Origin of the sequence: Teredinibacter waterburyi (assembly GCF_001922985.1) — a bacterium.
GTDB classification, from domain to species: Bacteria; Pseudomonadota; Gammaproteobacteria; order Pseudomonadales; family Cellvibrionaceae; genus Teredinibacter; species Teredinibacter waterburyi.
In genome coordinates, this window is sequence record NZ_MRUH01000123.1 from 163,936 (window position 1) to 186,255 (window position 22,320).

Here is a 22,320-nt window from a genome sequence, read left to right on the forward strand (position 1 = left end):
GTTAGTTAAGTAGGTCCAGACCGAGTTGAAATAGAAATAGGTTTAGCGCGATAAGGGGCAGGCCAATTAAGGCTGATGGGTCGTCGCTACAGATTGACTCGAATAGCGATATGCCCAAACCTTCGCACTTAAAGCTGCCGGCGCAGTCTAGCGGATTTTCGAGTTCTATATAACGGTGGATTTGCCAAAGTGTTAGCGCCCGAAAACGCACGCGGGTTTGGATTACATCGCATAGCATTTGTGTGTTTGCGTCGTCGTGCGTTTGCAGTTCTGGCGTTCGCAGTACGCATAAGCCGGTATGGAAGGTTACTTCCTTGCCCTGACTATGGCAGAGCTGGGCGATTGCGCGATCAGTGGTACCCGGTTTGCTTAGCTGCATGCCGTCGCATTCGGCGGTTTGGTCGGAGCCAATAATAATGCAGTTGGCGTGTTCGGGCCGCTTGGCGATTTCTAGGGCCTTATCTCGGGATAGTCGTTGTGCTAGGACGCCACAGGTTTCGTTTGGCCGTGGTGTTTCATCTATATCCGCCGGTTCACAGCTGAAGCTAATGCCCAGCTGTTCTAGCTGGAGCTTACGATAGGGGGACGATGAGGCGAGGATGATCTTCGGTGTTTGTTGCTTCATTTATAGCGTTCGCCAATAGGTAGTTGGTAAGTCAGACGTTTTTTTCGGAAAGCAGCGCTGAATTGATAGAAAACACGCCGTAGAAACGCTTGTTAGGCGTGCTTTTCACTGGAAAACTGTTAAATATCAAGGTTTTCTTTGACAGCGATAGGTCTATTCCCTATCATCGCGCGCTTATGTCAGAGGGTGCTTTATTTAATCGGCTGCCGAAGCGGGTTGACCCCAGAAAAATGTCCCATGCCTTTTCCGAATTGGCGGGCATTGTACCTGAGGTTGAACTACCGCGTCTGCTCGAAGCCAGCGCAACATTGGAAGGATCTTCCGGTGCGGCGGGAGCTAATCGGGTGATGGTTGCTAAGCTTAAGTTTTCGGTCGACGATCAAAGACGTAAGCTGGTGACTGGGCTGGTGCAGATGGATGTGGTGTTGGAATGTCAGCGCTGCCTAGGCCCCCTCGCTACACAAATCAGTACCGATGTTCATCTGGCGGTTTGTTGGGACGAAGAAGAAGCGGCGAAGCTGCCGAAATCACTAGACCCATGGATTGTTGGAGAAGACGACGGAGATTTGCACGCTATTCTCGAAGAGGAGCTGTTGTTGGCATTGCCGACAGTAGCGCTACACGATTATAGCTGTGCAGAGGCGAGCACTGAGTTCGCCGGAGAAGAAACCCAGGTTGCTAAAGAGAGCGAAGAGCCAAATCCGTTTGGTGTCTTGGCAGGGCTGAAGCAACAATTGAAAAAAACGACTGACGGATAATCTCAAGCAGGCCTGTCAGGCGAATGTTTGTAAAATTCCAGGAGTATTTATGGCTGTCCAACAGAACCGAAAAACCCGTTCCAAGCGTGGCATGCGCCGTTCACACGATGCGCTTACCGAGACCACTTTGTCAGTAGATCCTACTACTGGTGAGAAGCATCGTCGTCATCACGTTACTGCCGATGGTTTTTACCGTGGCCGTAAAGTTGTAGACGTTAGCGACGCTGAGTAAGTTTGTCGCACGACATTCATCTCTCGATTGATGCGATGGGCGGGGACCAAGGTCCCCGTCTTGTCGTTCAAAGCGTGCGCGCTTTTCTGAACCACTCCCCGAATGTAACCGCAATACTAGTTGGCGATAAGGCTGAATTACAGCAAGCGTTTGACGAACTAGGCCCGTCTTCTATTGACTCTAAAATCTCTGTGTACCCCACAAACTCTACCATTAGCATGCAAAGCAAAGCTGGTGAAGCGTTGCGTAGTGGCTCCGATTCGTCGTTATGGAAGGCGTTAGAGTTAGTTGCTGAGGGCAAGGCCGATGCCTGTGTTAGTGGCGGTAATACCGGCGCGCTTATGGCGATCAGCCGTAAGCTACTCAAAACGTTTCCCGGCGTATCGCGCCCCGCAATTTGTAAGTCTGTGCCAACGGCATCCGGCAGTAGTTTAATGCTGGATCTTGGTGCCAACCTCGATTGCTCTGCCGATCAGTTGGTGCAATTTGCGGTGATGGGTTCTGCGCTTGCGCAAGTTTCTGGCTGCACTAAGCCCCGAGTCGCATTATTAAATGTAGGCGAGGAAGCGGGCAAGGGCAGTGAGGTGATTCAAGCCGCAGCGAAGATGTTGGCGAGCCGTGATGACATTCATTTTGTTGGATTTGTTGAAGGTCACGACCTATATAGGGGTCTAGTAGACGTGATTGTCTGCGACGGGCTGCTGGGTAATGTTGCGCTTAAGGTTAGCGAAGGTGTGGCAACGTTTGTGTTTTCGAGTTTGCGTGAGAGCCTTAAGTCTAGCCCGTGGCGAACACTATTGGCGCGAATTGCCAAGCCAGCGTTGACTCCTTGGAAGGCTAAGTTCAATCCATCTTTATATAACGGTGCTGCTTTACTAGGTTTGAGAAAGACCGTCGTTAAGAGTCATGGTGGTGCAGACCAGCTTGGCTTCGAGCGGGCTTTGGCTGTTGCCGTTGAGCAGGTTCGCGCTGATATTGCCAATAAAATTGGCGAGCGCTTACAGGTCGTCACTGATGGCAGTGGTAGCCAATAAATAATGAGGTGTTTCGGTCCTCATGTACGTTTAATTTATACGATTAAGTAAAGGCAGTAGGAAATAGATTATGAGCCATTCTGAACAGCTAGCATTTGTATTTCCCGGTCAGGGGTCGCAGAAGGTTGGCATGCTTGCGGATATAACACAGGGCGCGGAGCTGGTACAAAGCACCTTTGCCGAAGCGTCCGAGGTGCTGGGTTATGACCTTTGGGATCTCGTCCAAAATGGTACCCAAGAGCAGCTAAATCTTACTGAGACCACACAGCCAGCTCTGCTGACCTGTAGTGTTGCTTTGTGGCGTGTTTGGTTGGCCGAAGGTGGCGTAAAGCCTGGGTTGATGGCTGGTCATAGTTTGGGCGAGTGGTCGGCACTGGTCTGCGCTGGTGTAGTCGACTTCAAAGATGCGGTGCGCTTAGTGCGCTCGCGTGGGCGCTATATGCAAGAAGCTGTGCCTGCAGGCGTCGGCGCTATGGCCGCTATTATTGGCTTGGACGACGCGCTAGTCGAAAAGGCATGCGCCGATGCAAGTAACGAATCTGAAGTTGTTGCACCGGTGAATTACAACTCTCCGGGCCAGCTTGTTATTGCCGGTAAGAAAGAAGCGGTAGAGCGTGCCATGGTCTTGTGTAAAGAGGCGGGCGCCAAACGCGCTCTTCCTCTGCCGGTAAGCGCGCCGTTCCACACATCGCTAATGAAACCGGCTGCAGAGCGCTTGGCGAGTGAAATTGAAGCCACGGAGTTTAAAGTTCCGGCAATACCAGTAGTCCACAACGTTAATGCACAGCCAGAATCAGACCCAGTAAAGATAAAAGCATTAATGGTTGAGCAAATCTATTCTGCGGTGCGCTGGGTAGAATGCGTTCAGTATCTCGCCAAGCAAGGTGTCACAACGACAGTTGAGTGTGGCCCCGGCAAGGTGCTTTCTGGCCTTAATAAGCGAATTGAAAAACAGTTAAACACCTCAAATCTTGAAACTCAAACGACATTCTCTGAGTGTCTAGAAGCTCTTAAATAAGGAAAATGATATGTCTTTAGAAGGTAAAGTTGCGCTGGTTACAGGCGCTAGCCGAGGTATTGGTGCTGCTATTGCGGATACCCTAGCTGCCTCTGGGGCGATTGTTGTGGGTACCGCAACGAGTGCAAGTGGTGCAGACGCTATTTCTGCGCGAATGCAGGAGAAGGGACTAAAAGGCGAAGGTATGGCTTTGAATGTCACTGATGCGGAATCTGTTGCCGGTGTATTGGCTGCGATTCAAGAAAAGTATGGCGCGGTGCAAATTCTTGTTAACAACGCTGGAATCACTAAAGATAATCTGCTCATGCGGATGAGTGAAGATGAGTGGTTTGACGTGATCAATACCAATCTAAGTGCTATTTACCGTCTTAGCAAGGCTTGCCTGCGCGGCATGATGAAGGCTCGTTGGGGGCGTATCGTTAATATCAGCTCTATCGTTGGTCAAATGGGCAACGCTGGGCAAACTAATTATTCGGCTACAAAAGCTGGGGTTATGGGTTTTTCTCGATCCTTGGCGAAAGAGGTGGGGTCGCGCAACATCACCGTGAACTCTGTAGCGCCGGGTTTTATTGATACCGATATGACCAAGGTATTGCCTGAAGAGCAGAAAAAGGCCATGTTTGACAACATTCCTTTGGGCCGTTTTGGTCAGCCAGAAGAGATTGCTGGCGTCGTAAAATTCTTGTGTAGCGCCGATGGAGGCTATGTTACCGGCGAAACGATCCATGTAAATGGTGGCTTGTACATGTGCTAAGCTTTTGAAATTAAACGATTATTTTCGAAATTTACAGAAATTTATGAATCATGCGTTACAACATGAAGAAAATCGCGTTAAAATGCGCGCACGTGTAAGCCGGCCCAAAGATTTTGCGGTTTCAAGTGTCAAATGAACGCTCGTTAGCTTGACCTTCTTTGGGCAGCGACTACGGGCAATAAGGTGACGGCTTAAGTGGTTTTAAATCAATCGGCTTCACAGAAAGTTATCATTAGGAGTTAAACACGATTATGAGCAGCAGCATTGAAGAACGCGTAAAGAAAATTGTCGCAGAGCAACTCGGCGTTAAAGAAGAAGAAGTAAAAAATGAGGCGTCCTTCGTTGAAGATTTGGGTGCGGATTCTCTTGACACCGTTGAGTTGGTAATGGCTCTTGAAGAGGAATTCGAAACCGAAATTCCAGACGAAGAAGCTGAAAAAATCACCACGGTTCAGTTGGCAATCAACTACATCAACGAAAACCTGGCTTAATACGTCGGTTGTTCGTTACCACCACCATCAAAAGCCGTATCTATCTCGCATAGTGCGGCTTTTGTTTTTTCTGTGTCCAATAACAAAATGTAATGGCGAATACACGTCATAAAAAAGCCTAGAGTTGGCTTTTTAAGAAATGGAGGATTCCTGTGGGTCGTACAAGAGTTGTGGTAACCGGATTGGGAATGGTCACTTCCGTCGGTCACAATGTGAATGATACTTGGCGCGCTATATTGGCCGGTCAAAGTGGAGTTCGCCCTATAACATCATTTGACGTTGAAGCCTTCGGTACAAAGATTAGTGCGTCGGTTAAAGATTTGGATCTTGAGCCTTATCTAGATGCAAAAGAAGCGCGCAAAATGGATTTGTTTATCCAGTATGGAATGGTTGCAGGTATTCAGGCTGTTGAAGATTCCGGCATTGAAGTTACCCCCGAAAACGCCGCTCGTATTGGCTGTGTAATTGGTTCCGGTATTGGCGGGCTAGGCTCGATCGAAGATACTGCAATTACCATTCGCGATCGCGGGCCACGTCGTGTTTCCCCATTTTTTGTTCCCGGCGCGATTATTAATATGATTGCCGGTAACCTTTCTATTCGTTACGGCTTTAAGGGTATTAATCTAGCTGTAACGACTGCCTGTACAACCGGCACTCACAGTATTGGCCTAGCCGCACGCGAAATTATGTATGGTGCAGCAGACGTTATGATTGCTGGTGGTGCAGAGATGGCTACAACCCCTGTGGGTATCGGCGGCTTCGGTGCCGCGCGCGCTTTGTCAAAGCGCAACGACGACCCCGAGCGTGCCAGTCGGCCATGGGACAAAGGTCGCGATGGTTTCGTACTTGGCGATGGCGCAGGCATTATGGTGCTCGAAAGTTACGAGCATGCCAAAAAGCGCGGCGCAAAAATTTATGCAGAATTAAAAGGGTTTGGCACCAGCGGCGACGCATATCACATTACTTCGCCCTCTGGTGAAGGTGCTGAATTGTCGATGCGCAATGCACTCCGCGACGCCAGTTTAAATGCCGATGCCGTCGATTATATTAATGCGCATGGCACCTCAACGCCGGCCGGCGATGCCGCTGAATGTGGCGCCGTTAAAGGCGTTTTCGGTGCGCATGCGCAAAAGCTTGCGGTGAGTTCCACCAAGTCGATGATTGGTCACTTGCTCGGCGCCGCTGGCGCAGTAGAAGCGATATTTTCTGTATTGGCGATTCGTGATCAAGTGGCGCCGCCAACCATTAATCTCGATGAGCCGGACGAAGGTTTCGATTTGAATTTTGTGCCGCACAAAGCACAAGAAATGAAAATCGAAACGGCGGTTAGTAATTCTTTCGGCTTCGGTGGTACTAACGGAACTTTGTTATTTACCAAAGTTTAATTCTTCTCAAATCGGGTGCGCACCATGACATTGGGGCAGCATGAATGCTTGTTTTTAAACGGCAAACAGCTTGCCCCAGATGGTGCTACCAGTTCCTACTCTGATCGCGGCTTTTTGTTGGGCGATGGCGTATTCGAAACGTTACGCTTCCAGCTGGGCGGCTTTCCATTCTTAGATTACCATCTAGATAGGCTAGCAAAGGGCTGTACGCTTTTAGGCATCTCGCTCGATATTAGCCAATTGCGGCGGGAGCTCGATGCGTTTAGCCTAGCTGTTGGTAACGACAACGTTCAATCAAATATAAAAGACGGAATTGCTCGTATCACCTGTACGCGGGGTGTCGGCGGTCGCGGTAATTATTTCTCCGCAAATCTCGAGCCTAGCAGGGTGTTACAGTTTCGGCCTACAAATATTCTGGGTTGGCTGCAGCCTCCTGTTGATGTTGTTAGCGCTAGTCATCGGCTGTCCGATAATCCCGCGTTAGCTGGGCTAAAGCATTTATCGCGGCTCGATTATTCGCTGGCAGTGTCGCGCTCAAAGCCGCAAGATAATCAAGAGTTGCTACTTTTAGACAGTCGTGACTGCTTAGTTGAAACGGTACACCATAATATTTTTGTGAAACAGGGCGAAAATTTGTTAACCCCAACAATTCAGCGCGTCGGTGTTGCCGGCGTAATGCGGCGGTTGGTGATAGAAAACTGTTCTGCAGCGGCGTTACCCAATATTGTCGAGACGGATATTAGCCTCGCTCAGCTACGCGCTTGCGACTACGCCTTTTTGACAAATGCCGCACGCGGCATTGTGCCGATCGCGAGTATTGATGGAAAAAATTGCGGCAGCGGTGATACATCTGAAATGGCTCTTATCGCTGAGCAAGTTTCGAATATGGCGAATAGGCTTCGGGTCGCACAGGCTTAAGTTTAAAGCTCAATTAGTTTCACACACGCTTAGTTTTATATAGGCATTGATTAAATGATGACGAAAAAAAGTGTCTATTGGTTGTGTTTAGGCCTAGTAATGTCTGCTTTTTTAGCGGTATCGGCATCGGTTTATTTTTGTTATAGCTGGTTGCACACGCCGATAGCGACGATTTCCCGTGGTCAATCTATTGATGTTCCCAAAGGTACTTCGTTATATCGCGTTGCGGCAAAGCTTAATAGTGACGGTGTTCTTGAGTGGCCGCGGGTCTGGGTGCAATACGCGAAGCTCAAGTCGTTAACCTTAATTAAAGCCGGTGAGTATCAAATTACAGCTGGTGTTTCACCGGTGGATATCCTGCATCAGTTACATGCTGGCAATGTCGTTAAGTATCACGTTACGCTTGTGGAGGGCCTCACAGCGCAACAATATCTGCAGTATTTGCAGCTTCAGCCGAAGCTTATCCATAAGGTCGAAGCGTCACCTACCGAAGCGTTATTAAAGCAATTAAATCTAGATGGCGCGCACGCGGAAGGTTGGTTTTTCCCTGACACCTATCAATTTATTAAGGGCGACAGCGATGCCGATATTTTGACTCGTGCTTTTAATAAAATGCAGCAGGTGCTACAGGAGGAATGGCTGCAGCGAGCCGAGAATTTACCCTACAAGACACCGTATGACGCGCTGATTATGGCTTCTATCGTTGAAAAAGAAACGGGCGTAGGTTACGAGCGCGATATGATTGCTGGTGTGTTCGTACGTCGCTTAGAAAAAAACATGCGTTTGCAAACCGACCCGACAGTCATCTACGGTATGGGCGATAGCTATAGTGGTAACCTGCGACGCTCTGATTTGAAAACGCCGACACCGTACAATACTTACACCAACAAAGGGCTGCCGCCAACGCCAATTGCAATGCCTGGGCGTGAGGCCATTTATGCCGCCTTGCATCCTGCGGCTGGTAGTGAATTATATTTTGTTGCGCGCGGTGATGGAACGCATCAGTTTTCTGACACATTGGAAGAACACGAAAAAGCTGTTCAACAGTATCAAAAAAAGCGTACCAAGAATTATCGTTCGGCTCCGCCAGTGGTAATTGAAGATGCGGTAAACGATGTTATCACTAGGCAAGAAAACTCGGAGTAAGTACGCTAATGTTACAAGCACAAAAGCGCGGATTATTTTTATCTGTCGAAGGTACTGAGGGCGTAGGTAAGTCTACCAATATTAATTTAATCGAAAATTTTTTACGTGATCGCAGTATTGATTTAGTCGTTACACGTGAACCCGGTGGCACGCCTCTCGCGGAAGAGTTGCGAGAAATTTTGTTAGCCAATCGAGACGAGGCGTTCGACCCAACGGCCGAACTTCTTACCGTGTTTGCGGCCCGCGCTCAGCATCTAAACACGGTAATTGAGCCGGCGTTGGCTGCTGGGCGCTGGGTGTTGTGTGATCGTTTTACCGATGCGACTTTTGCGTATCAAGGCGCAGGCCGAAGATTGTCACAAGAGGTAATCGCACAGTTGGAAAAACTGGTGCAAGGCGATCGTCAGCCGGATAAAACCTTTCTTCTAGATATCGATGTGGAGCTTGGTTTACAGAGGGCGCGCGCGCGCGCTGAGCTGGATAGATTTGAACAGGAGCAGCTGGCTTTTTTCGAGCGGGTGCGAGACTGCTACCAACAGCGTGCGGTCGCCGATCCGCAGCGCTTTGTTGTCATCGATGCAGGGCAAACGCTAGAGTCGGTGCAAGCGGATCTACTTGCCGAACTAGAGCGTCTGCTCGAGCGTGTTTTATGAGTGTGCTAGCCATGCCGCCATATCCGTGGCAAATAGCGCAATGGCAAAGTTTTACGGCTCAGTTGCGCAACAACACCTTGCCTCATGGGTTATTGATTACCGGTAGCAAAGGGCTCGGCTTAGAAAAGCTTGGTCAAGCGATGGGGCAGTATTTGTTGTGTTTGGCACCTATCGATGAAAGTGCCTGTGGAAGATGTAAAGCATGCCATTTATTGTCGGCCGGTAGTCATCCCGATTTTGTTGAGATTCACCCAGAAGAAAAGTCGCGTCAGATTAAGGTTGATCAAGTTAGGTCTGTTAACGAGTTTATGTCTAAGACGGCCCAGCAGGGCGGGCGCAAGGTTGTCGTCTTGTACCCAGTTGAAGCAATGAACGCCAATGCGGCCAATGCTTTACTTAAATCTCTAGAAGAGCCGTCAAACGACACCATTTTAGTGCTGGTTAGCCTTGAACCGAGTCGCGTTTTGCCGACGATCCGCAGTCGTTGCGCTATTATCCCGATGGGAATTCCTGCGGCAGCCGTGGCTTCGGAGTGGTTGCAGTCCATGGGCGTTGAAGACTCCGTCAGTTTGCTCAATGACGCCGGCGGCGCGCCGCTAACGGCCATGCTGTGGTGGCAAGATGGAGTAGTCGATAACCGCCGAGTAATGTGCGAAAGTCTCGCATCGTTAAGTTGCGGAACTAAGACCACGGCTGCACTGGCTGTGGAGTGGAAGAATTATCCGCTGGACGAAATAGTCGCCACACTCATTTCTTGGGTAGAGCGTTTAGTTAAAGTGAAAATGGGCTCGGTCGAGCCTGACGCAGGTGTAGCGCGAGAGTGGGCAGAACTGCATTCAGCTTTTGATGCGGTGCCACTGGAGGCATTGTTTCGCTATCGAGACAGTCTATGCCAGCGGAAAAAACTGTTGTCTAGCGGCGCTAATGTGAACGCTCAGCTAGGCTTGGAAGAAACCCTATTAGATTGGCAGTTATTGGCTCGCCTACGCTAGGTTTAGCTTTTCGATTGGCGCTTCTTACTTATGTGTTCATTATTGCGGCTGTAACCCTAGAAACTAGACACCTACTGGTAGATTGTCTATCGTAGCGGCGCGCGACGCTATTGCTAGCTAAACTTTCCTCAAAAACAGGCTAAACTTAATCGGCATTACGGTTTTTGACTCAGGATTCCTTTAAACTGTCGGCAGTCAAGGTCGACAATTTGACATAAGTTTCGCTTGGTCAATTCAAGTATAGCGCTTCTGATATTTGTCGAGCCGCGGGACCCAGCTTTAGGGTTGAACAGCTGGTTCTAGCTAGCAGCATTAAATTTTGAAGGTGTATCGGCTTATATCTGGCGTAAACAACACAGTGGAGTTTTGATGAAAGGTTTAGGTGGCGCAGCCCGCAATGGCATTCTTTCGTTAACCATTCGCGATAAGGCGGTTTTGTACGCAGCTTATATGCCGTTTGTGCGGCACGGCGGTTTGTTTATTCCTACCAACAAGACATATAGCCTTGGTGACGAGGTATTTATGTTGTTAAGCCTGATGGATGAGCCCGAAAAAATTCCAGTTGCAGGTAAAGTGGTGTGGATAACGCCGAAGGGCGCTCAAGGTAATCGAGCTGCAGGTATTGGCGTGCAGTTTAGTAGTGAAGATGATATCGCTTCAAAAAAGATCGAAACCTATCTTGCAGGATCAATAGAGTCAGACCGACCCACTCATACCATGTAATTTAAATCACAAAACTTGTTCAATTCCTGCGTTTAGGTGTATGCCTAACGCTGGCAATTGGCCGCGTACTTACACGTAAAAGCTTTAATTATGATTGTAGATTCCCACTGTCACTTAGACCGCCTTGAATTGTCCCGTTACCCTGACGGTTTGGCTGGGGCTATCGCCGCTGCAAATGAGGCCGGCGTTAGTGAAATGTTGTGCGTGTGTATCAGCGATGAAAACCGTCAAGCGGTGTTGGATATTGCCGCAGCCTACCCAAACATCTATGCATCCGTAGGTATTCATCCTACCGACGTGAGCGATGAAGTTGTATCGGTGGAGACACTTATCGAATGGTCGCGAGCTGCCAAAGTAGTCGCCCTTGGTGAATCGGGGTTGGATTACCATTACAGCGCTGACAATGCAGACAATCAAAAACAAAGTTTCTCCAATCATTTAATCGCCGGTGGCCAGCTGGGGTTGCCGATTATTGTACATACCCGAGCAGCGAAGGAAGATACCATTGCCTTGATCAAAGATTACGGTAGTACCGAATCTGCAGGGGTGATGCATTGTTTTACCGAGAGTTGGGAAATGGCAAAGCAAGCACTGGATTTAAACTATTACATATCAATCTCGGGTATCGTTACGTTTAAAAATGCCGATGAGCTGCGAGACGTTACTCGGCAAGTCCCTTTAGATCGCCTGTTGATCGAAACCGACTCCCCTTATTTGGCTCCGATTCCCTATCGCGGCAAACCGAATGAGCCGAAATATGTTCGTCAAGTCGCCGAATATGTAGCAGAGTTAAAGGGCGTGACACTTGAGCAGTTGGCCGAGATAACACGCGACAACTTTCATCGCTTATTTTCTCGTGCTGAACAAGCGCGCACCGGTTTAGCTGAGGCTTAATTTAATGCAACAACAACTAATTACCATGCTTCAATTACAAGAAGCCATGAACCTAAAAGTAAATGCAGATTGGCGCGAGCAGGGGTTTGAATGGTATCGCGCGATCTGGGTTGAGTGTGCCGAATTAATGGATCACTACGGTTGGAAGTGGTGGAAGCAGCAAACGCCCGATACCGATCAGGTTGTTTTGGAGCTTATCGATATTTGGCACTTCGGATTGAGCTTAATGTTGCTCGAAGTCAAACCTGATCTTGCTGGTTATAGTAAAATCGCTAGCGAGATCGCACCACAGCTACATCATGATGAGACTGACTTAGATTTCAAACAGGATTTGGAAGCGTTCACAGAGACTACCTTGCGGACAAAGGCATTTAGTATTCCAGAATTTAATCGTTTAATGCTCGGTGTCGGGCTAACGTTTGATCAGCTATTTAGTCGATATGTTGGCAAAAATGTATTGAACATATTTCGCCAAGAGCACGGTTACAAAGAGGGTTCCTACAGTAAGATCTGGAGCGGTAGGGAAGATAACGAACATTTGATAGAGGCGATTGATAGCCTTGACCAGTCGCGCCCAGACTTACAGCAGGCACTCTATTCTGAACTCGAAGCGCGATATCCAAACTGATATTCATAAATACCCCCATGTGCTGGGCACAGCATAGATATTTAACTAACCACGGAGAATTATCGTGAAAGCACCCGTACGTGTAGCCATTTCCGGCGCAGCAGGCCAAATTAGTTATTCACTTCTATTCCGTATCGCCGCTGGTGATATGTTGGGAAATGACCAGCCAGTCATTTTGCAGTTACTAGAAATTACTCCTGCGTTAGAGGCGCTTAAAGGCGTTGCTATGGAGTTAGATGACTGTGCATTTCCATTGGTGGATAGCATTATCTGTAGCGATGATCCGAACGTTGTATTTAAAGATGCTGATTACGCATTATTAGTTGGCGCCCGCCCGCGTGGCCCAGGTATGGAGCGCAAAGATTTATTGGAAGCGAATGCCGCAATATTTTCTGTTCAGGGGAAAGCAATTAATGATAATGCTTCCCGTAATATTAAGGTTTTAGTTGTTGGCAACCCTGCAAACACCAATGCTCTTATTGCTCAGCGCAACGCCCCCGATATCGACCCACGTCAATTTACCGCTATGACGCGTTTAGATCACAACCGAGGTATGTCACAACTTGGTCATAAATTGGGTGTGAGCATTAACGACATAACCAAGATGACTATTTGGGGCAATCACTCCTCTACTCAGTACCCAGATTTATTTCATGCCAAGGTTAATGGTGATGTTGCAATCGATAAGATTGATCGCGACTGGTACGAAGCGACTTACATACCGACGGTCCAGCAGCGCGGAGCAGCTATTATTAAAGCTCGTGGAGCATCTAGCGCGGCTTCAGCGGCGAATGCTGCGATCTTCCATGTGCGTGATTGGGCGCTAGGCTCACCGGCTAACGATTGGGTTAGTATGGGTGTTTATAGCGACGGTAGCTATGGTATCGAGGAAGGTTTAATCTACTCGTTCCCTTGTGTATGTGAGAATGGTGATTGGAAGATCGTTCAAGGTCTATCAATAGACGAATTCTCTCAAGCGCGAATGAAGGCAACCGAGGCTGAGTTGCAAGAAGAGCGCGATGCAGTAAAATCTTTATTGCCTGCCTAATATCACAAAAGCGGAAATACAAAGGTATTTCCGCTTTTCCCCTATTTATCGATCCCTCGCATTCTTCCCCGCTCGTTACACAGTAAACACTCTTTTTTATTAAATGCGGTTATCCAGTAAGCCGTTAGTTACGTATAATTATTGTTATTACTTAACGTCCACTTTTAAATTGCAATACGAAAAGGGCACCGCTATGACATTTCCAAAAGTTGGTAATAAAGCGCCAGTATTTACACTGAAGAACCAAAATGACGAAACTATCAAATTAACCGATTACAAAGGGAAGGCAAACGTCGTTGTCTATTTTTATCCTAAAGCTTCTACCCCAGGTTGCACTACGCAGGCGTGTGGTATTCGGGATATTAAATCGGAGCTTGCTAAGTTAGATACCAAGGTTTTCGGCATTAGCCCTGATCCTGTATCGCGGTTGAAAAACTTTGAAGAGAAGCAAGGTCTAAACTTTGATATTTTGTCTGATGAAGATCATGCGATAGCCGAAAAATACGGCGTATGGGGATTAAAGAAATTCATGGGCAGAGAGTTTATGGGTATTCTGCGAACGACATTTATTATCGATAAAGAGGGGCGTTTACGTGAAGTAATGGATACGGTAAAAACAAAAACACATCACGATGACGTTATTGCATGCATTAAAAAATTGTAACTGCTGAGAAATAAATCAACTCCCGCCTAAATTCGGTCGCTTCAATTCGTAAAAAGCCAATGTTAGTACAACATTGGCTTTTTACTTATCAAATCTCATAATTATTCTTTTTATTTTTACAAAATTCAGTAAGATCAAAAGCGTGTCAAAGTGTTCCTTAACATGCTAATTAGTGTGGATTGGGTAGCCTTCCAAAATTAATGACGCATAAAGTCCCTAGCTGGCGCACTTGATGCTGGTGTCGTGCAGAGCAAAACAATAGTTTACGCCTATAAGTAGTTGGCGACCCTAAATCGCTGTTAATAACAAAAATGCATAAGCGCCAAACCAAAGCGCATAAGGTGAGTGATTTGAAGCTGATAGCCAGTAGTGGTTTTCATCAGAGCCAGCCAAGGACGATACCCGATATTTCTGATTATGATATGGATAACCCCGTTGAAACCCTAACCTGTTTGTACCGAGTGTTAGCCCATGTGCAAGACCTTGATTCGATCAATCAGGGCGTTAGCCTTTTACTAGAGGTAGGATTAAAACGTTTGAAGTTTGATGTGGCCTTGGTCACTAGGCCTGTATCCGCGCGGGTTTTTGAAGTCTATGCGTGCGCAGGAGGGGGCGATAATTTTTTTGTTGGTCAGCATTTGACCCTAAGTGGTGCATTTTGCGAGCAAGTTCTGACTCAAAATGAGACTTGTGCCATCCCCGACACTAGCTTATTTAATGTGCATTCATTAAATGTGGCATATAATAATACACAAGTGGGTGCGTACCTCGGCACGGTTGTAGATTCTCGTAATACCGACAATGCTGTTTTGTGTTTTCTTTCTTCTGTCGGGAAGGCGGGCGATTTTGCTGTTGAGGATGTATCTTTTGTTGAGCTACTGGCTGAAGGAGTGGCCTCTATGACTGACCAACACTTAGCACAAGCACAGAAAAAGTTAACCGATCAGGCGATGTTTGCCCTAGGTTCAATCAAAACTCTAGATGAATACCTCGAACAGGCACGTTTGCCTGAGGTATTTGGGGTGCCTGCACGAGTTGTGGAGGTACTGGAACGCCGTATTGGACAATCTCCTTTGAGTATTGGCCATATCGCCGAAGAGTTAAATCTATCTAAGCGTACACTTCAAAGGCGGCTCCAGCAGCAAGATGTTAGTTTTGCTGATCTGCGAGACCAGGTTCGATTCCACTATTCGATTGATTACTTGATAAAGCAGCACCTGAGTATCGATAGTATTTCGGCGTCTTTGGACTTCTCGGATCGTACTAGTTTTACCAACGCTTTTAAGCGTTGGACTGGACTTTCCCCGAGTACGTTTAGAAAGCTGTTCCGGGATTACGTGTAGTTTAGAAATTACGTAAGTTTTGAACGGTTATTAAACGTCTGTATAAAAACACGGGTGCGCCAGCGCTCGTGTGTTTTGGACTGCGACGGATGGAGCAGGGCGAGATACTTCGCGGCGAGGGTTGTTAGTATCTCGTTGAGAGCCGCTAGCGAGCTTTCCTAGTAATAGCCATTCGATCTATAAGTATCTTCCCTTATTGCGTCTGTCAGACAATATCTAGCCCTTGACTCTATCTCAAACTCTTGTAGAGTTACCCGCCTCTAAGTATGCCCAGTTTCGGGCTCAATTTAATTTTACTGAGGTCCCTCACCGATGAGCTTTTTTATCGCCGACGCTGTAGCACAAACCGAAGGTGCAGCACCCCCAAACGCTGGTTTCATCAATATCCTGTTGTTGGGCGGTCTATTCGCGTTTATGTATTTCGTTATCATTCGCCCTCAGCGTAAGCGCCAAAAGGAGCATCAGTCTTTGGTCCAGAGTCTTTCAAAAGGCGATGAGGTGGTACTTACCAGCGGTATGTTGGGTAAAATCGTAGATGTTGACGAACACTACATTACGCTTAACGCAGCCAATAATGTTGATTTTAAGTTTCAGAAATCTTCAGTACACGCGGTGTTGCCCAAGGGCACTATTAAATCTATAGCCAAGTAAGCCGGCGAGCATAGATTCAAAAAGAGCGCTTTAACCTTTTTGGGTTGGCGCTTTTTTTTGCTTTGAAATCACAGAAATTATGGCTTTGCTTTACCTGTGGGGTGGAATAGAGGTAACTTTGCGCCATGACCGTTACTTACCCTCCTAAAATATCCTTGGCTCAACTCCCTACACCGCTTCGGCATCTGAAGCGGTTTTCGTCGCGTCTTAACGGGCCTCAAATCTGGTTAAAGCAAGACGATTTAACCCACTCGATGATGAGTGGCAACAAGGTGCGCAAGCTAGAGTTTGTGCTTGCCGACGCACTTGCAGCTGGCGCTGATACGCTCATCACCTGCGGTGGCTTACAGTCGAATCATTGTCGTGCGACCGCTATAGCAGGGGCTCAATTGGGCCTGAACGTGCATTTGATCTTGCGCGGATCCATGCCGGAGCTCGCTGATGGGAATCACCTACTAGATTTACTTGCCGGTGCAGCGGTGTCGGTGTATCCCGCCGCTGAATATCAACGAAACCTTTCAAGCCTTTTTGCTGAGTGGTCGCATCACTATCATGAGCAGGGCAAAACCCCTTACCTTATTCCAACGGGGGCGAGTAATGGCGTTGGCGTTTGGGGCTATGTCGCGGCCTTTGAAGAGATAATTCGAGATTGCGAGCAAGCCGGATTTACACCGGATGCAATTGTCTGTGCTACGGGTTCTGGAGGAACTCAGGCTGGACTTACCCTTGGCTCCACTCTCACAGGTGCTGCGATCCCTGTGATTGGGATTGCGGTTTGCGACTCGGTAGATTATTTCGAAAAACGTATTCACGACGATGTCATTTCGGCCCAGCAGCTATACCCGCATCTAATGCCTGATTCGACCGTTGTTGAGCGCTTGCAAATTATTACCTTAGATAGCTACATTGGCCCAGGATATGCTCAGGGTTACCCCGAGTTATATAAAGAAATTGCCAGTCTAGCGAGGGGGGAGGGGGTTGTCTTAGACCCAGTTTATACCGGCAAGGCATTGGTTGGATTGGTAAACGAGGTGTCTTCTGGCTGTATGAAGGGGATGGGGAATATCGTATTTGTTCATACCGGAGGCCTATTTGGATTATTTCCTTACAGAGATGTTTTTACCGATTTCTTAGCTGGGGCGGGATAGAAATAATCTTGATATGTGCAATAAAATTCTTGGGGGAATTTGCATGAACGACGCATTAAATACCATCTCGGGATACGTTTGGGGGCCGGTGACCCTCGGGTTAATTCTGGGTGTGGGCCTACTTTTAACTGTAAGGATAAAAGCACTTAGTTTGCGAAAGATTCCGTATGGGTTTTCGCAGCTGTTCGCTGGCCGAAAAGCTGCTGGGGATGGTTCGATTGCGCCATTTAGCGCCTTGATGTTGTCACTCTCCGCGACTATAGGTACTGGCAATATTGTGGGTGTTGCCACTGCGATTGGTATTGGTGGGCCCGGTGCGCTTTTTTGGATGTGGTGCAGTGCGCTGGTGGGTATGGCAACTAAGTACGCGGAGGCGGTTTGCGCGGTACATTACCGAGAAACCAATGACCGAGGCGAGTTGGTTGGCGGCCCGATGTACTACATAAAAAATGGGCTAGGTAAGAAGTGGAAATTTCTCGCCTTAGCATTTGCATTTTTTGGCACTATCGCCGGATTTGGAATCGGCAACACTGTACAGGCTCACTCGGTTGCCGATGCTATGTTCAATTCATTTTCCGTTCCAAAGCCGGTGTCTGCTGGGGTAATGGTTGTCTTGGTGGGGCTTGTGTTATTGGGCGGTGTTAAGCGTATTTCAGAGGTGGCGAAACACCTGGTTCCGTTTATGGCCATCAGCTATTTCGTCGCTGGCCTAGTCGTGCTGTTGTGGAATTTCTCTGCTGTGCCCGCCGCTTTTGTATTGATCGTGGAGAGTGCTTTTTCACCGGTTGCCGCACAGGGTGGTTTTGCCGGAGCGGCAATTGCCCTTGCGATTCAAAAAGGCATTGCTCGCGGCGTTTTTTCAAATGAAGCTGGCTTAGGTAGCGCCCCTATCGCCCATGCGGCCGCCGCGACCGATAGTCCTGTGCGTCAAGGTACAGTCGCTATGCTGGGTACTTTTATCGATACTATCGTGGTCTGTTCAATTACCGGTTTGGCGATTATTGTAACCGGTGTTTGGACGGGCGATGCCAAGGGCGCGGCTATGTCGCAGCAAGCATTCGCCGCGGTGTTACCTTATGGTGATAAGTTGGTGTCATTTGCTTTATGTTTATTTGCGTTTACGACAATTCTTGGCTGGAGTTATTACGGCGAGCGCTGTGTCGAATACCTGTTAGGGGAAAAGTCGGTATATCCTTTTCGGTTGCTTTGGGTGGCTGCGATTCCGATTGGTGTTTTAGTTAGTTTAGATACCGTATGGATCGTTGCCGATATTATGAATGGTTTAATGGCAATACCGAATTTGATTGCGTTAATTTTGTTATCTGGCGTGGTTGCTAGATTAACGCGAGAGTTCTATTCGAAAAGCGACAATCACGATAAAGCGGCAGCGGAAGCTGAATCGTAATTACGATTAATAATGACTATTTTTTGGATATAAAAAATATGAGCACCGGGCTTGGTAATAAACTGGTTATCGCAATTTCATCACGCGCGTTGTTTGACTTAGATGAGAGCCATCAGGTATTTGAGAGTGAAGGTTTGGAAGCCTATTCTAAATATCAAATCGAACACGAGGATGTAGTGCTGCCGCCTGGCGATGCATTTCAAATGGTGGAGAAGCTTTTAAAGATAAATGATGCAATGGAGACTCCGAGAATCGAAGTTATATTGTTATCGCGAAACAGTGCCGATACGGGTCTTCGTGTCTTTAATTCAATTAATCATTACGGTTTAAAAATTACCCGGGCAGCTTTCACTGGCGGGCAGAGTCCGTATCGTTATATTGCACCGTTTAACGGCCACTTGTTTCTGTCTACAGATGCTGAGGATGTGCGCCATGCGCTTGAGCATGGTGTGGCGGCGGCAACCTTGTTAACGTCAACTCGAAGTAAGTCTGAAATGGACGAGCTGCGTTTTGCGTTCGACGGTGACGCGGTAATTTTTTCTGATGAAGCTGAGCAGGTTTTTAAAACTCAGGGGTTAGATGCGTTTACTAAGAGTGAGCTTGCCGCAGCCAAGACGCCTTTAAGCGGTGGTCCATTTAAGTCTTTTCTGGCGGCATTGCACGGCTTACAAAAAGAATTTGCACCTGGCGAATGCCCGATTCGTACTGCATTGGTTACTGCGCGTTCTGCACCGGCACATGAGCGTGTCATCCGAACACTTCGCGCTTGGAATATTCGCATCGACGAGTCGTTATTTCTTGGTGGGTTAAGTAAGGGTGAGTTTCTTAAGGCCTATGGCGCCGATGTTTTTTTTGATGACCAGCCTGCACATTGCCAGTCGGCACGCGACCACGTTGCAACGGGCCATGTTCCGCATGGTATCGCCAATCAAAACGAGCAATAAGAAACGCCAAATTAAGCGCTAAACCATCTATCACTCGTGACGCTCTATAGCTCTTCGCCTGCTACTCTTAAGGATGTTCTTAGGAGGGCAGCTCCGCGACAGTGGATTTCTGCAGGTGTTAATCCGATATCTGTAATCGAACCTCTCAATAACATGAATTAGATAAAACACATGGTGACGCTTTCGTGTACTTGCTCATGCAACTTAACTATACGGTTCACAAAATCAATTATTAGTACTATCCATTATTAGTGCTATGAAGGCTAGGGCGGCGGAGTGATAGCTAGATAATGATAAAACGAATCTTATTCGCTGCAGATATGAGCGTATTTACACCCCATGTGTTGCTGCAGGTTGAGTCATTGGCAATTCAGATGGATGCCTTTATTACGGTGGTCCATGTTGTTCCCCCCATGAGCGAACTGGCTGAGGCAGTAGTTAAAGCACACTGCTCGACGCAAGTTAAGCGGGAGGTGCTGGCAAAGTCTCGTGTGGATGGCTTGCTTGACGTGCTTCGAGACGAGGTAACTGAAAGCATCAAACAAAACTCATTGGTAGATGACGAATTGGCTAATCGTATTACGGATGTCGTTGTTGTAGAGGGGAATACTGCCGCTGAAATATTAGCTTTAGCTGCAGCGACTGACGCCGATTTGATCGTGGTAGGGAGCCATGGTGTTGACTCGTTAGACTCAAGGCTTATGGGTTCTGTAACAAGCAAGATCTTGCAACTGTCTCGGGTTCCCGTTTTTATGGTGCCAATGATGAATCCGGCGGGTTCTGTTGGACGCTCCTTGGCGTCTTTTTCATCGCGTTTGAGGTGATCACTGCCGCGTCCCAATTGCGACTTTAGCTAATAAATATTGTGAGTATTCCGCTTTAGTGGACCGCAAAGAAAGCAAACCGAGTTCCAATGATCAGCAAGATTGTGGCTAGTAGCGGTTGTAAAATGCCATTTGGCACACGTGCCGCTAGTTTGGTTCCGAAGTGAACTGCGGGTAACGATCCTATTAATAGGCCCCCTAACAGCTGAAAGTCCACATTCCCGTTCCATAGGTGGCCCATGCCGGCGAAAAGTGTCAACGGTACTGCGTGAGCTATGTCGGTGCCAACAACTCGTAATGCGGGCCAGCGAGGATAGAGGGTTAACAGTAGTGCGGCGCAAAAGGCACCGGCGCCGACCGACGAGAGTGTGACCAAAATACCGAGAAGTATGCCTGCTATGACGGTGACTGGTGATGAGTGGCGTTGAACCCACGTATGTACCGGGTCGGCTGACTCGCTTTCGGTTTGTATTCTATTTTTAAAAAATACAACAAATGCGGTGATGATTAACATGACGCCGAGCGAGTGGGTCAAGATGGGGCTATAGTCAAAATCGGGTGGTATCCAACTCTTTAACCCGTAAGCGGTTATAAGCGATGCAGGGATGCTTCCGGATGCCAGTAGTGCAACGGTGCGCCACCTGACGTTAGATTGCTTGTGGTGGCCGTACAGAGCCCCAGTTTTGGTTGCGGCGGCATACAAGAGGTCGGTACCAATGGCGAGCTTTTCTGGAACGCCCGAGAGTATGAGTAGCGGAGTCATCAGTGAGCCGCCGCCAACACCGGTAAGCCCGACGGCCAAGCCGACACCAGCGCCGGCGAAAATGTAGAAGATTAAATCGTTCATAGGCTTAAAAGTGTGATTCTCGCTGCTAAATTACAAACACGGGTGGCAAATATAGTTATTTATAACTATTCTTCAAAAGAATATTTTTCTATATTTTTATAATCATTTTAATTTTTTGGGTGCATTTGGGTCCACGGCGATCGAATCTAAGGTTCGAAGATCAACGACAGCCGCCATCCGGAGGGCATATGAAACTGCAGCAGTTGCGTTATATTTGGGAAGTTGCTCATCATGAGTTAAATGTGTCGGCAACGGCCCAAAGTCTGTATACGTCTCAACCCGGTATTAGCAAGCAAATACGTTTGCTTGAAGATGAGCTTGGGGTAGAGATTTTTTCACGAAGTGGTAAGCACCTTACGCGGATTACGCCTGCAGGGGAGGCTATTTTAAGAACCTCCGGCGAAATTCTGCGCAAAGTTGAAAGTATTAAGCAGGTAGCGCAAGAGTTTAGTAACGAGCGTAAAGGTAGCTTGTCTATTGCGACGACACATACGCAGGCGCGTTACGCTTTGCCGAGTATCATCGCTGATTTTATTCAAAAGTATCCCGACGTAAGCTTGCATATGCATCAGGGTACGCCGATGCAAATTTCGGAAATGGCCGCCGATGGTTCGGTTGATTTTGCAATAGCGACAGAGGCATTGGACCTCTTCAGCGACCTGATTATGCTGCCTTGCTATCGTTGGAACCGCTGTATTCTTGTTCCTAAAGCGCATCCGCTTGCGCAATTGGAAAATCTGACACTAGAAGACGTGGCGAAACATCCAATCGTTACCTACGTATTTGGTTTTACTGGGCGATCTAAGCTTGATGAAGCCTTTATGGAAAGAGGCTTGGCTCCGAAAGTGGTGTTTACCGCAGCCGATGCTGATGTAATCAAAACCTATGTTCGGCTCGGTCTCGGTATTGGTATTGTCGCCAAGATGGCCTACAAAGAGGATGAAGATAGCGATTTAGTGGCGTTGGATGCGAGTCATTTGTTCCGAGCTAGCACTACTAAAATCGGTTTCCGACGCGGGACCTTCTTGCGCGGCTTTATGTACGAATTTATCGAGCAGTTTGCCCCTCACTTAACGAGGGAGTTGGTAAGTGAGGCATTTAACCGGCATTCAAAGGTCGAGTTGGACGAGTTGTTTTCGGGGATAGAGCTTCCAGAGTACTAAATTGTATTTGCTCCAGAAATAAAAAGGGCCGG

25 protein-coding genes are annotated in these 22,320 nt (G+C 47.8%); 23 read left to right on the forward strand and 2 right to left on the reverse strand.

The genetic code is table 11. The features are described 5' to 3' along the window. Position 1 precedes the first annotated feature (1 nt). On the reverse strand, positions 2 to 625 hold the full coding sequence (locus IDZ20_RS09585; RefSeq protein WP_188151206.1) for a Maf family protein: 624 nt from the start codon (positions 623 to 625) through the stop codon (positions 2 to 4). Positions 626 to 855: 230 nt separating this feature from the next. On the opposite strand from IDZ20_RS09585, the gene IDZ20_RS09590 reads away from it, so the two are divergent. From IDZ20_RS09590 to IDZ20_RS09695, 22 genes are all read left to right on the forward strand, one after another. Next, complete coding sequence (locus IDZ20_RS09590) at positions 856 to 1,383, forward strand: YceD family protein (protein WP_245792235.1); 528 nt, start codon at positions 856 to 858, stop codon at positions 1,381 to 1,383. 49 nt (positions 1,384 to 1,432) lie between these two features. Beyond that, positions 1,433 to 1,615, forward strand: coding sequence for a 50S ribosomal protein L32 (gene rpmF, locus IDZ20_RS09595; RefSeq protein ID WP_188151207.1), 183 nt, complete (start codon positions 1,433 to 1,435; stop codon positions 1,613 to 1,615). Between the two features lie 2 nt (positions 1,616 to 1,617). Continuing rightward, positions 1,618 to 2,649 (forward strand): phosphate acyltransferase PlsX, encoded by a 1,032-nt coding sequence (gene plsX, locus IDZ20_RS09600; RefSeq protein WP_188151208.1) that lies wholly within the window; start codon positions 1,618 to 1,620, stop codon positions 2,647 to 2,649. 70 nt (positions 2,650 to 2,719) lie between these two features. Further along, on the forward strand, positions 2,720 to 3,667 hold the full coding sequence (fabD, locus tag IDZ20_RS09605; protein ID WP_188151209.1) for an ACP S-malonyltransferase: 948 nt from the start codon (positions 2,720 to 2,722) through the stop codon (positions 3,665 to 3,667). 10 nt (positions 3,668 to 3,677) lie between these two features. Continuing rightward, positions 3,678 to 4,421: a 3-oxoacyl-ACP reductase FabG gene (fabG, locus tag IDZ20_RS09610; protein ID WP_188151210.1), complete on the forward strand. Its 744-nt coding sequence runs from the start codon at positions 3,678 to 3,680 to the stop codon at positions 4,419 to 4,421. Between the two features lie 251 nt (positions 4,422 to 4,672). Beyond that, positions 4,673 to 4,912 (forward strand): acyl carrier protein, encoded by a 240-nt coding sequence (gene acpP, locus IDZ20_RS09615; protein WP_045860003.1) that lies wholly within the window; start codon positions 4,673 to 4,675, stop codon positions 4,910 to 4,912. 152 nt (positions 4,913 to 5,064) lie between these two features. After that, complete coding sequence (fabF, locus tag IDZ20_RS09620) at positions 5,065 to 6,297, forward strand: beta-ketoacyl-ACP synthase II (RefSeq protein ID WP_188151211.1); 1,233 nt, start codon at positions 5,065 to 5,067, stop codon at positions 6,295 to 6,297. Between the two features lie 24 nt (positions 6,298 to 6,321). Then, the gene (locus tag IDZ20_RS09625; protein WP_188151212.1) at positions 6,322 to 7,215 is read left to right on the forward strand and encodes an aminotransferase class IV; all 894 of its coding nucleotides are present in this window, start codon (positions 6,322 to 6,324) and stop codon (positions 7,213 to 7,215) included. A 54-nt stretch (positions 7,216 to 7,269) separates the two neighbouring features. Further along, positions 7,270 to 8,361, forward strand: coding sequence for an endolytic transglycosylase MltG (gene mltG / locus IDZ20_RS09630; protein WP_245792236.1), 1,092 nt, complete (start codon positions 7,270 to 7,272; stop codon positions 8,359 to 8,361). 8 nt (positions 8,362 to 8,369) lie between these two features. Continuing rightward, positions 8,370 to 9,014 carry a dTMP kinase gene (gene tmk, locus IDZ20_RS09635; RefSeq protein ID WP_188151213.1) on the forward strand — a complete coding sequence of 215 codons (645 nt, stop codon included), beginning with the start codon at positions 8,370 to 8,372 and terminating at the stop codon, positions 9,012 to 9,014. Continuing rightward, on the forward strand, positions 9,011 to 10,006 hold the full coding sequence (locus IDZ20_RS09640) for a DNA polymerase III subunit delta' (RefSeq protein WP_188151214.1): 996 nt from the start codon (positions 9,011 to 9,013) through the stop codon (positions 10,004 to 10,006). Before tmk ends, IDZ20_RS09640 begins: the two co-directional genes overlap by 4 nt. Before the next feature lie 369 nt (positions 10,007 to 10,375). Next, a complete protein-coding gene (locus IDZ20_RS09645; protein WP_188151215.1) occupies positions 10,376 to 10,729 on the forward strand; it encodes a PilZ domain-containing protein in 354 nt (117 codons plus the stop codon). A gap of 90 nt (positions 10,730 to 10,819) precedes the next feature. Then, complete coding sequence (locus tag IDZ20_RS09650; RefSeq protein WP_188151216.1) at positions 10,820 to 11,623, forward strand: TatD family hydrolase; 804 nt, start codon at positions 10,820 to 10,822, stop codon at positions 11,621 to 11,623. A gap of 4 nt (positions 11,624 to 11,627) precedes the next feature. After that, positions 11,628 to 12,251 carry a dUTP diphosphatase gene (locus IDZ20_RS09655; RefSeq protein WP_188151217.1) on the forward strand — a complete coding sequence of 208 codons (624 nt, stop codon included), beginning with the start codon at positions 11,628 to 11,630 and terminating at the stop codon, positions 12,249 to 12,251. A gap of 64 nt (positions 12,252 to 12,315) precedes the next feature. Then, on the forward strand, positions 12,316 to 13,299 hold the full coding sequence (locus IDZ20_RS09660) for a malate dehydrogenase (protein ID WP_188151218.1): 984 nt from the start codon (positions 12,316 to 12,318) through the stop codon (positions 13,297 to 13,299). Between the two features lie 193 nt (positions 13,300 to 13,492). Further along, entirely contained in the window at positions 13,493 to 13,963 is a 471-nt protein-coding gene (bcp, locus tag IDZ20_RS09665) for a thioredoxin-dependent thiol peroxidase (protein WP_188151219.1), read from the forward strand. Between the two features lie 341 nt (positions 13,964 to 14,304). Beyond that, positions 14,305 to 15,306, forward strand: a complete 1,002-nt coding sequence (locus IDZ20_RS09670) for a helix-turn-helix domain-containing protein (protein WP_188151220.1) — start codon at positions 14,305 to 14,307, stop codon at positions 15,304 to 15,306. A 312-nt stretch (positions 15,307 to 15,618) separates the two neighbouring features. Beyond that, a complete protein-coding gene (gene yajC, locus IDZ20_RS09675) occupies positions 15,619 to 15,957 on the forward strand; it encodes a preprotein translocase subunit YajC (RefSeq protein WP_188151221.1) in 339 nt (112 codons plus the stop codon). A gap of 125 nt (positions 15,958 to 16,082) precedes the next feature. Beyond that, complete coding sequence (locus tag IDZ20_RS09680) at positions 16,083 to 17,105, forward strand: D-cysteine desulfhydrase family protein (RefSeq protein WP_188151222.1); 1,023 nt, start codon at positions 16,083 to 16,085, stop codon at positions 17,103 to 17,105. Between the two features lie 43 nt (positions 17,106 to 17,148). Continuing rightward, positions 17,149 to 18,510, forward strand: coding sequence for an alanine/glycine:cation symporter family protein (locus IDZ20_RS09685; RefSeq protein WP_188151223.1), 1,362 nt, complete (start codon positions 17,149 to 17,151; stop codon positions 18,508 to 18,510). A 38-nt stretch (positions 18,511 to 18,548) separates the two neighbouring features. Beyond that, complete coding sequence (locus tag IDZ20_RS09690) at positions 18,549 to 19,454, forward strand: 5'-nucleotidase (protein WP_188151224.1); 906 nt, start codon at positions 18,549 to 18,551, stop codon at positions 19,452 to 19,454. A gap of 290 nt (positions 19,455 to 19,744) precedes the next feature. Next, entirely contained in the window at positions 19,745 to 20,278 is a 534-nt protein-coding gene (locus IDZ20_RS09695; RefSeq protein WP_188151225.1) for a universal stress protein, read from the forward strand. A gap of 55 nt (positions 20,279 to 20,333) precedes the next feature. Here the strand turns inward: IDZ20_RS09695 and IDZ20_RS09700 are convergent, their stop codons facing one another. Beyond that, positions 20,334 to 21,125 (reverse strand): sulfite exporter TauE/SafE family protein, encoded by a 792-nt coding sequence (locus IDZ20_RS09700; RefSeq protein WP_188151226.1) that lies wholly within the window; start codon positions 21,123 to 21,125, stop codon positions 20,334 to 20,336. A gap of 188 nt (positions 21,126 to 21,313) precedes the next feature. Between IDZ20_RS09700 and cysB the strand changes: the two genes are divergently transcribed. Continuing rightward, the gene (cysB, locus tag IDZ20_RS09705; RefSeq protein ID WP_188151227.1) at positions 21,314 to 22,288 is read left to right on the forward strand and encodes an HTH-type transcriptional regulator CysB; all 975 of its coding nucleotides are present in this window, start codon (positions 21,314 to 21,316) and stop codon (positions 22,286 to 22,288) included. Positions 22,289 to 22,320: the final 32 nt, after the last annotated feature.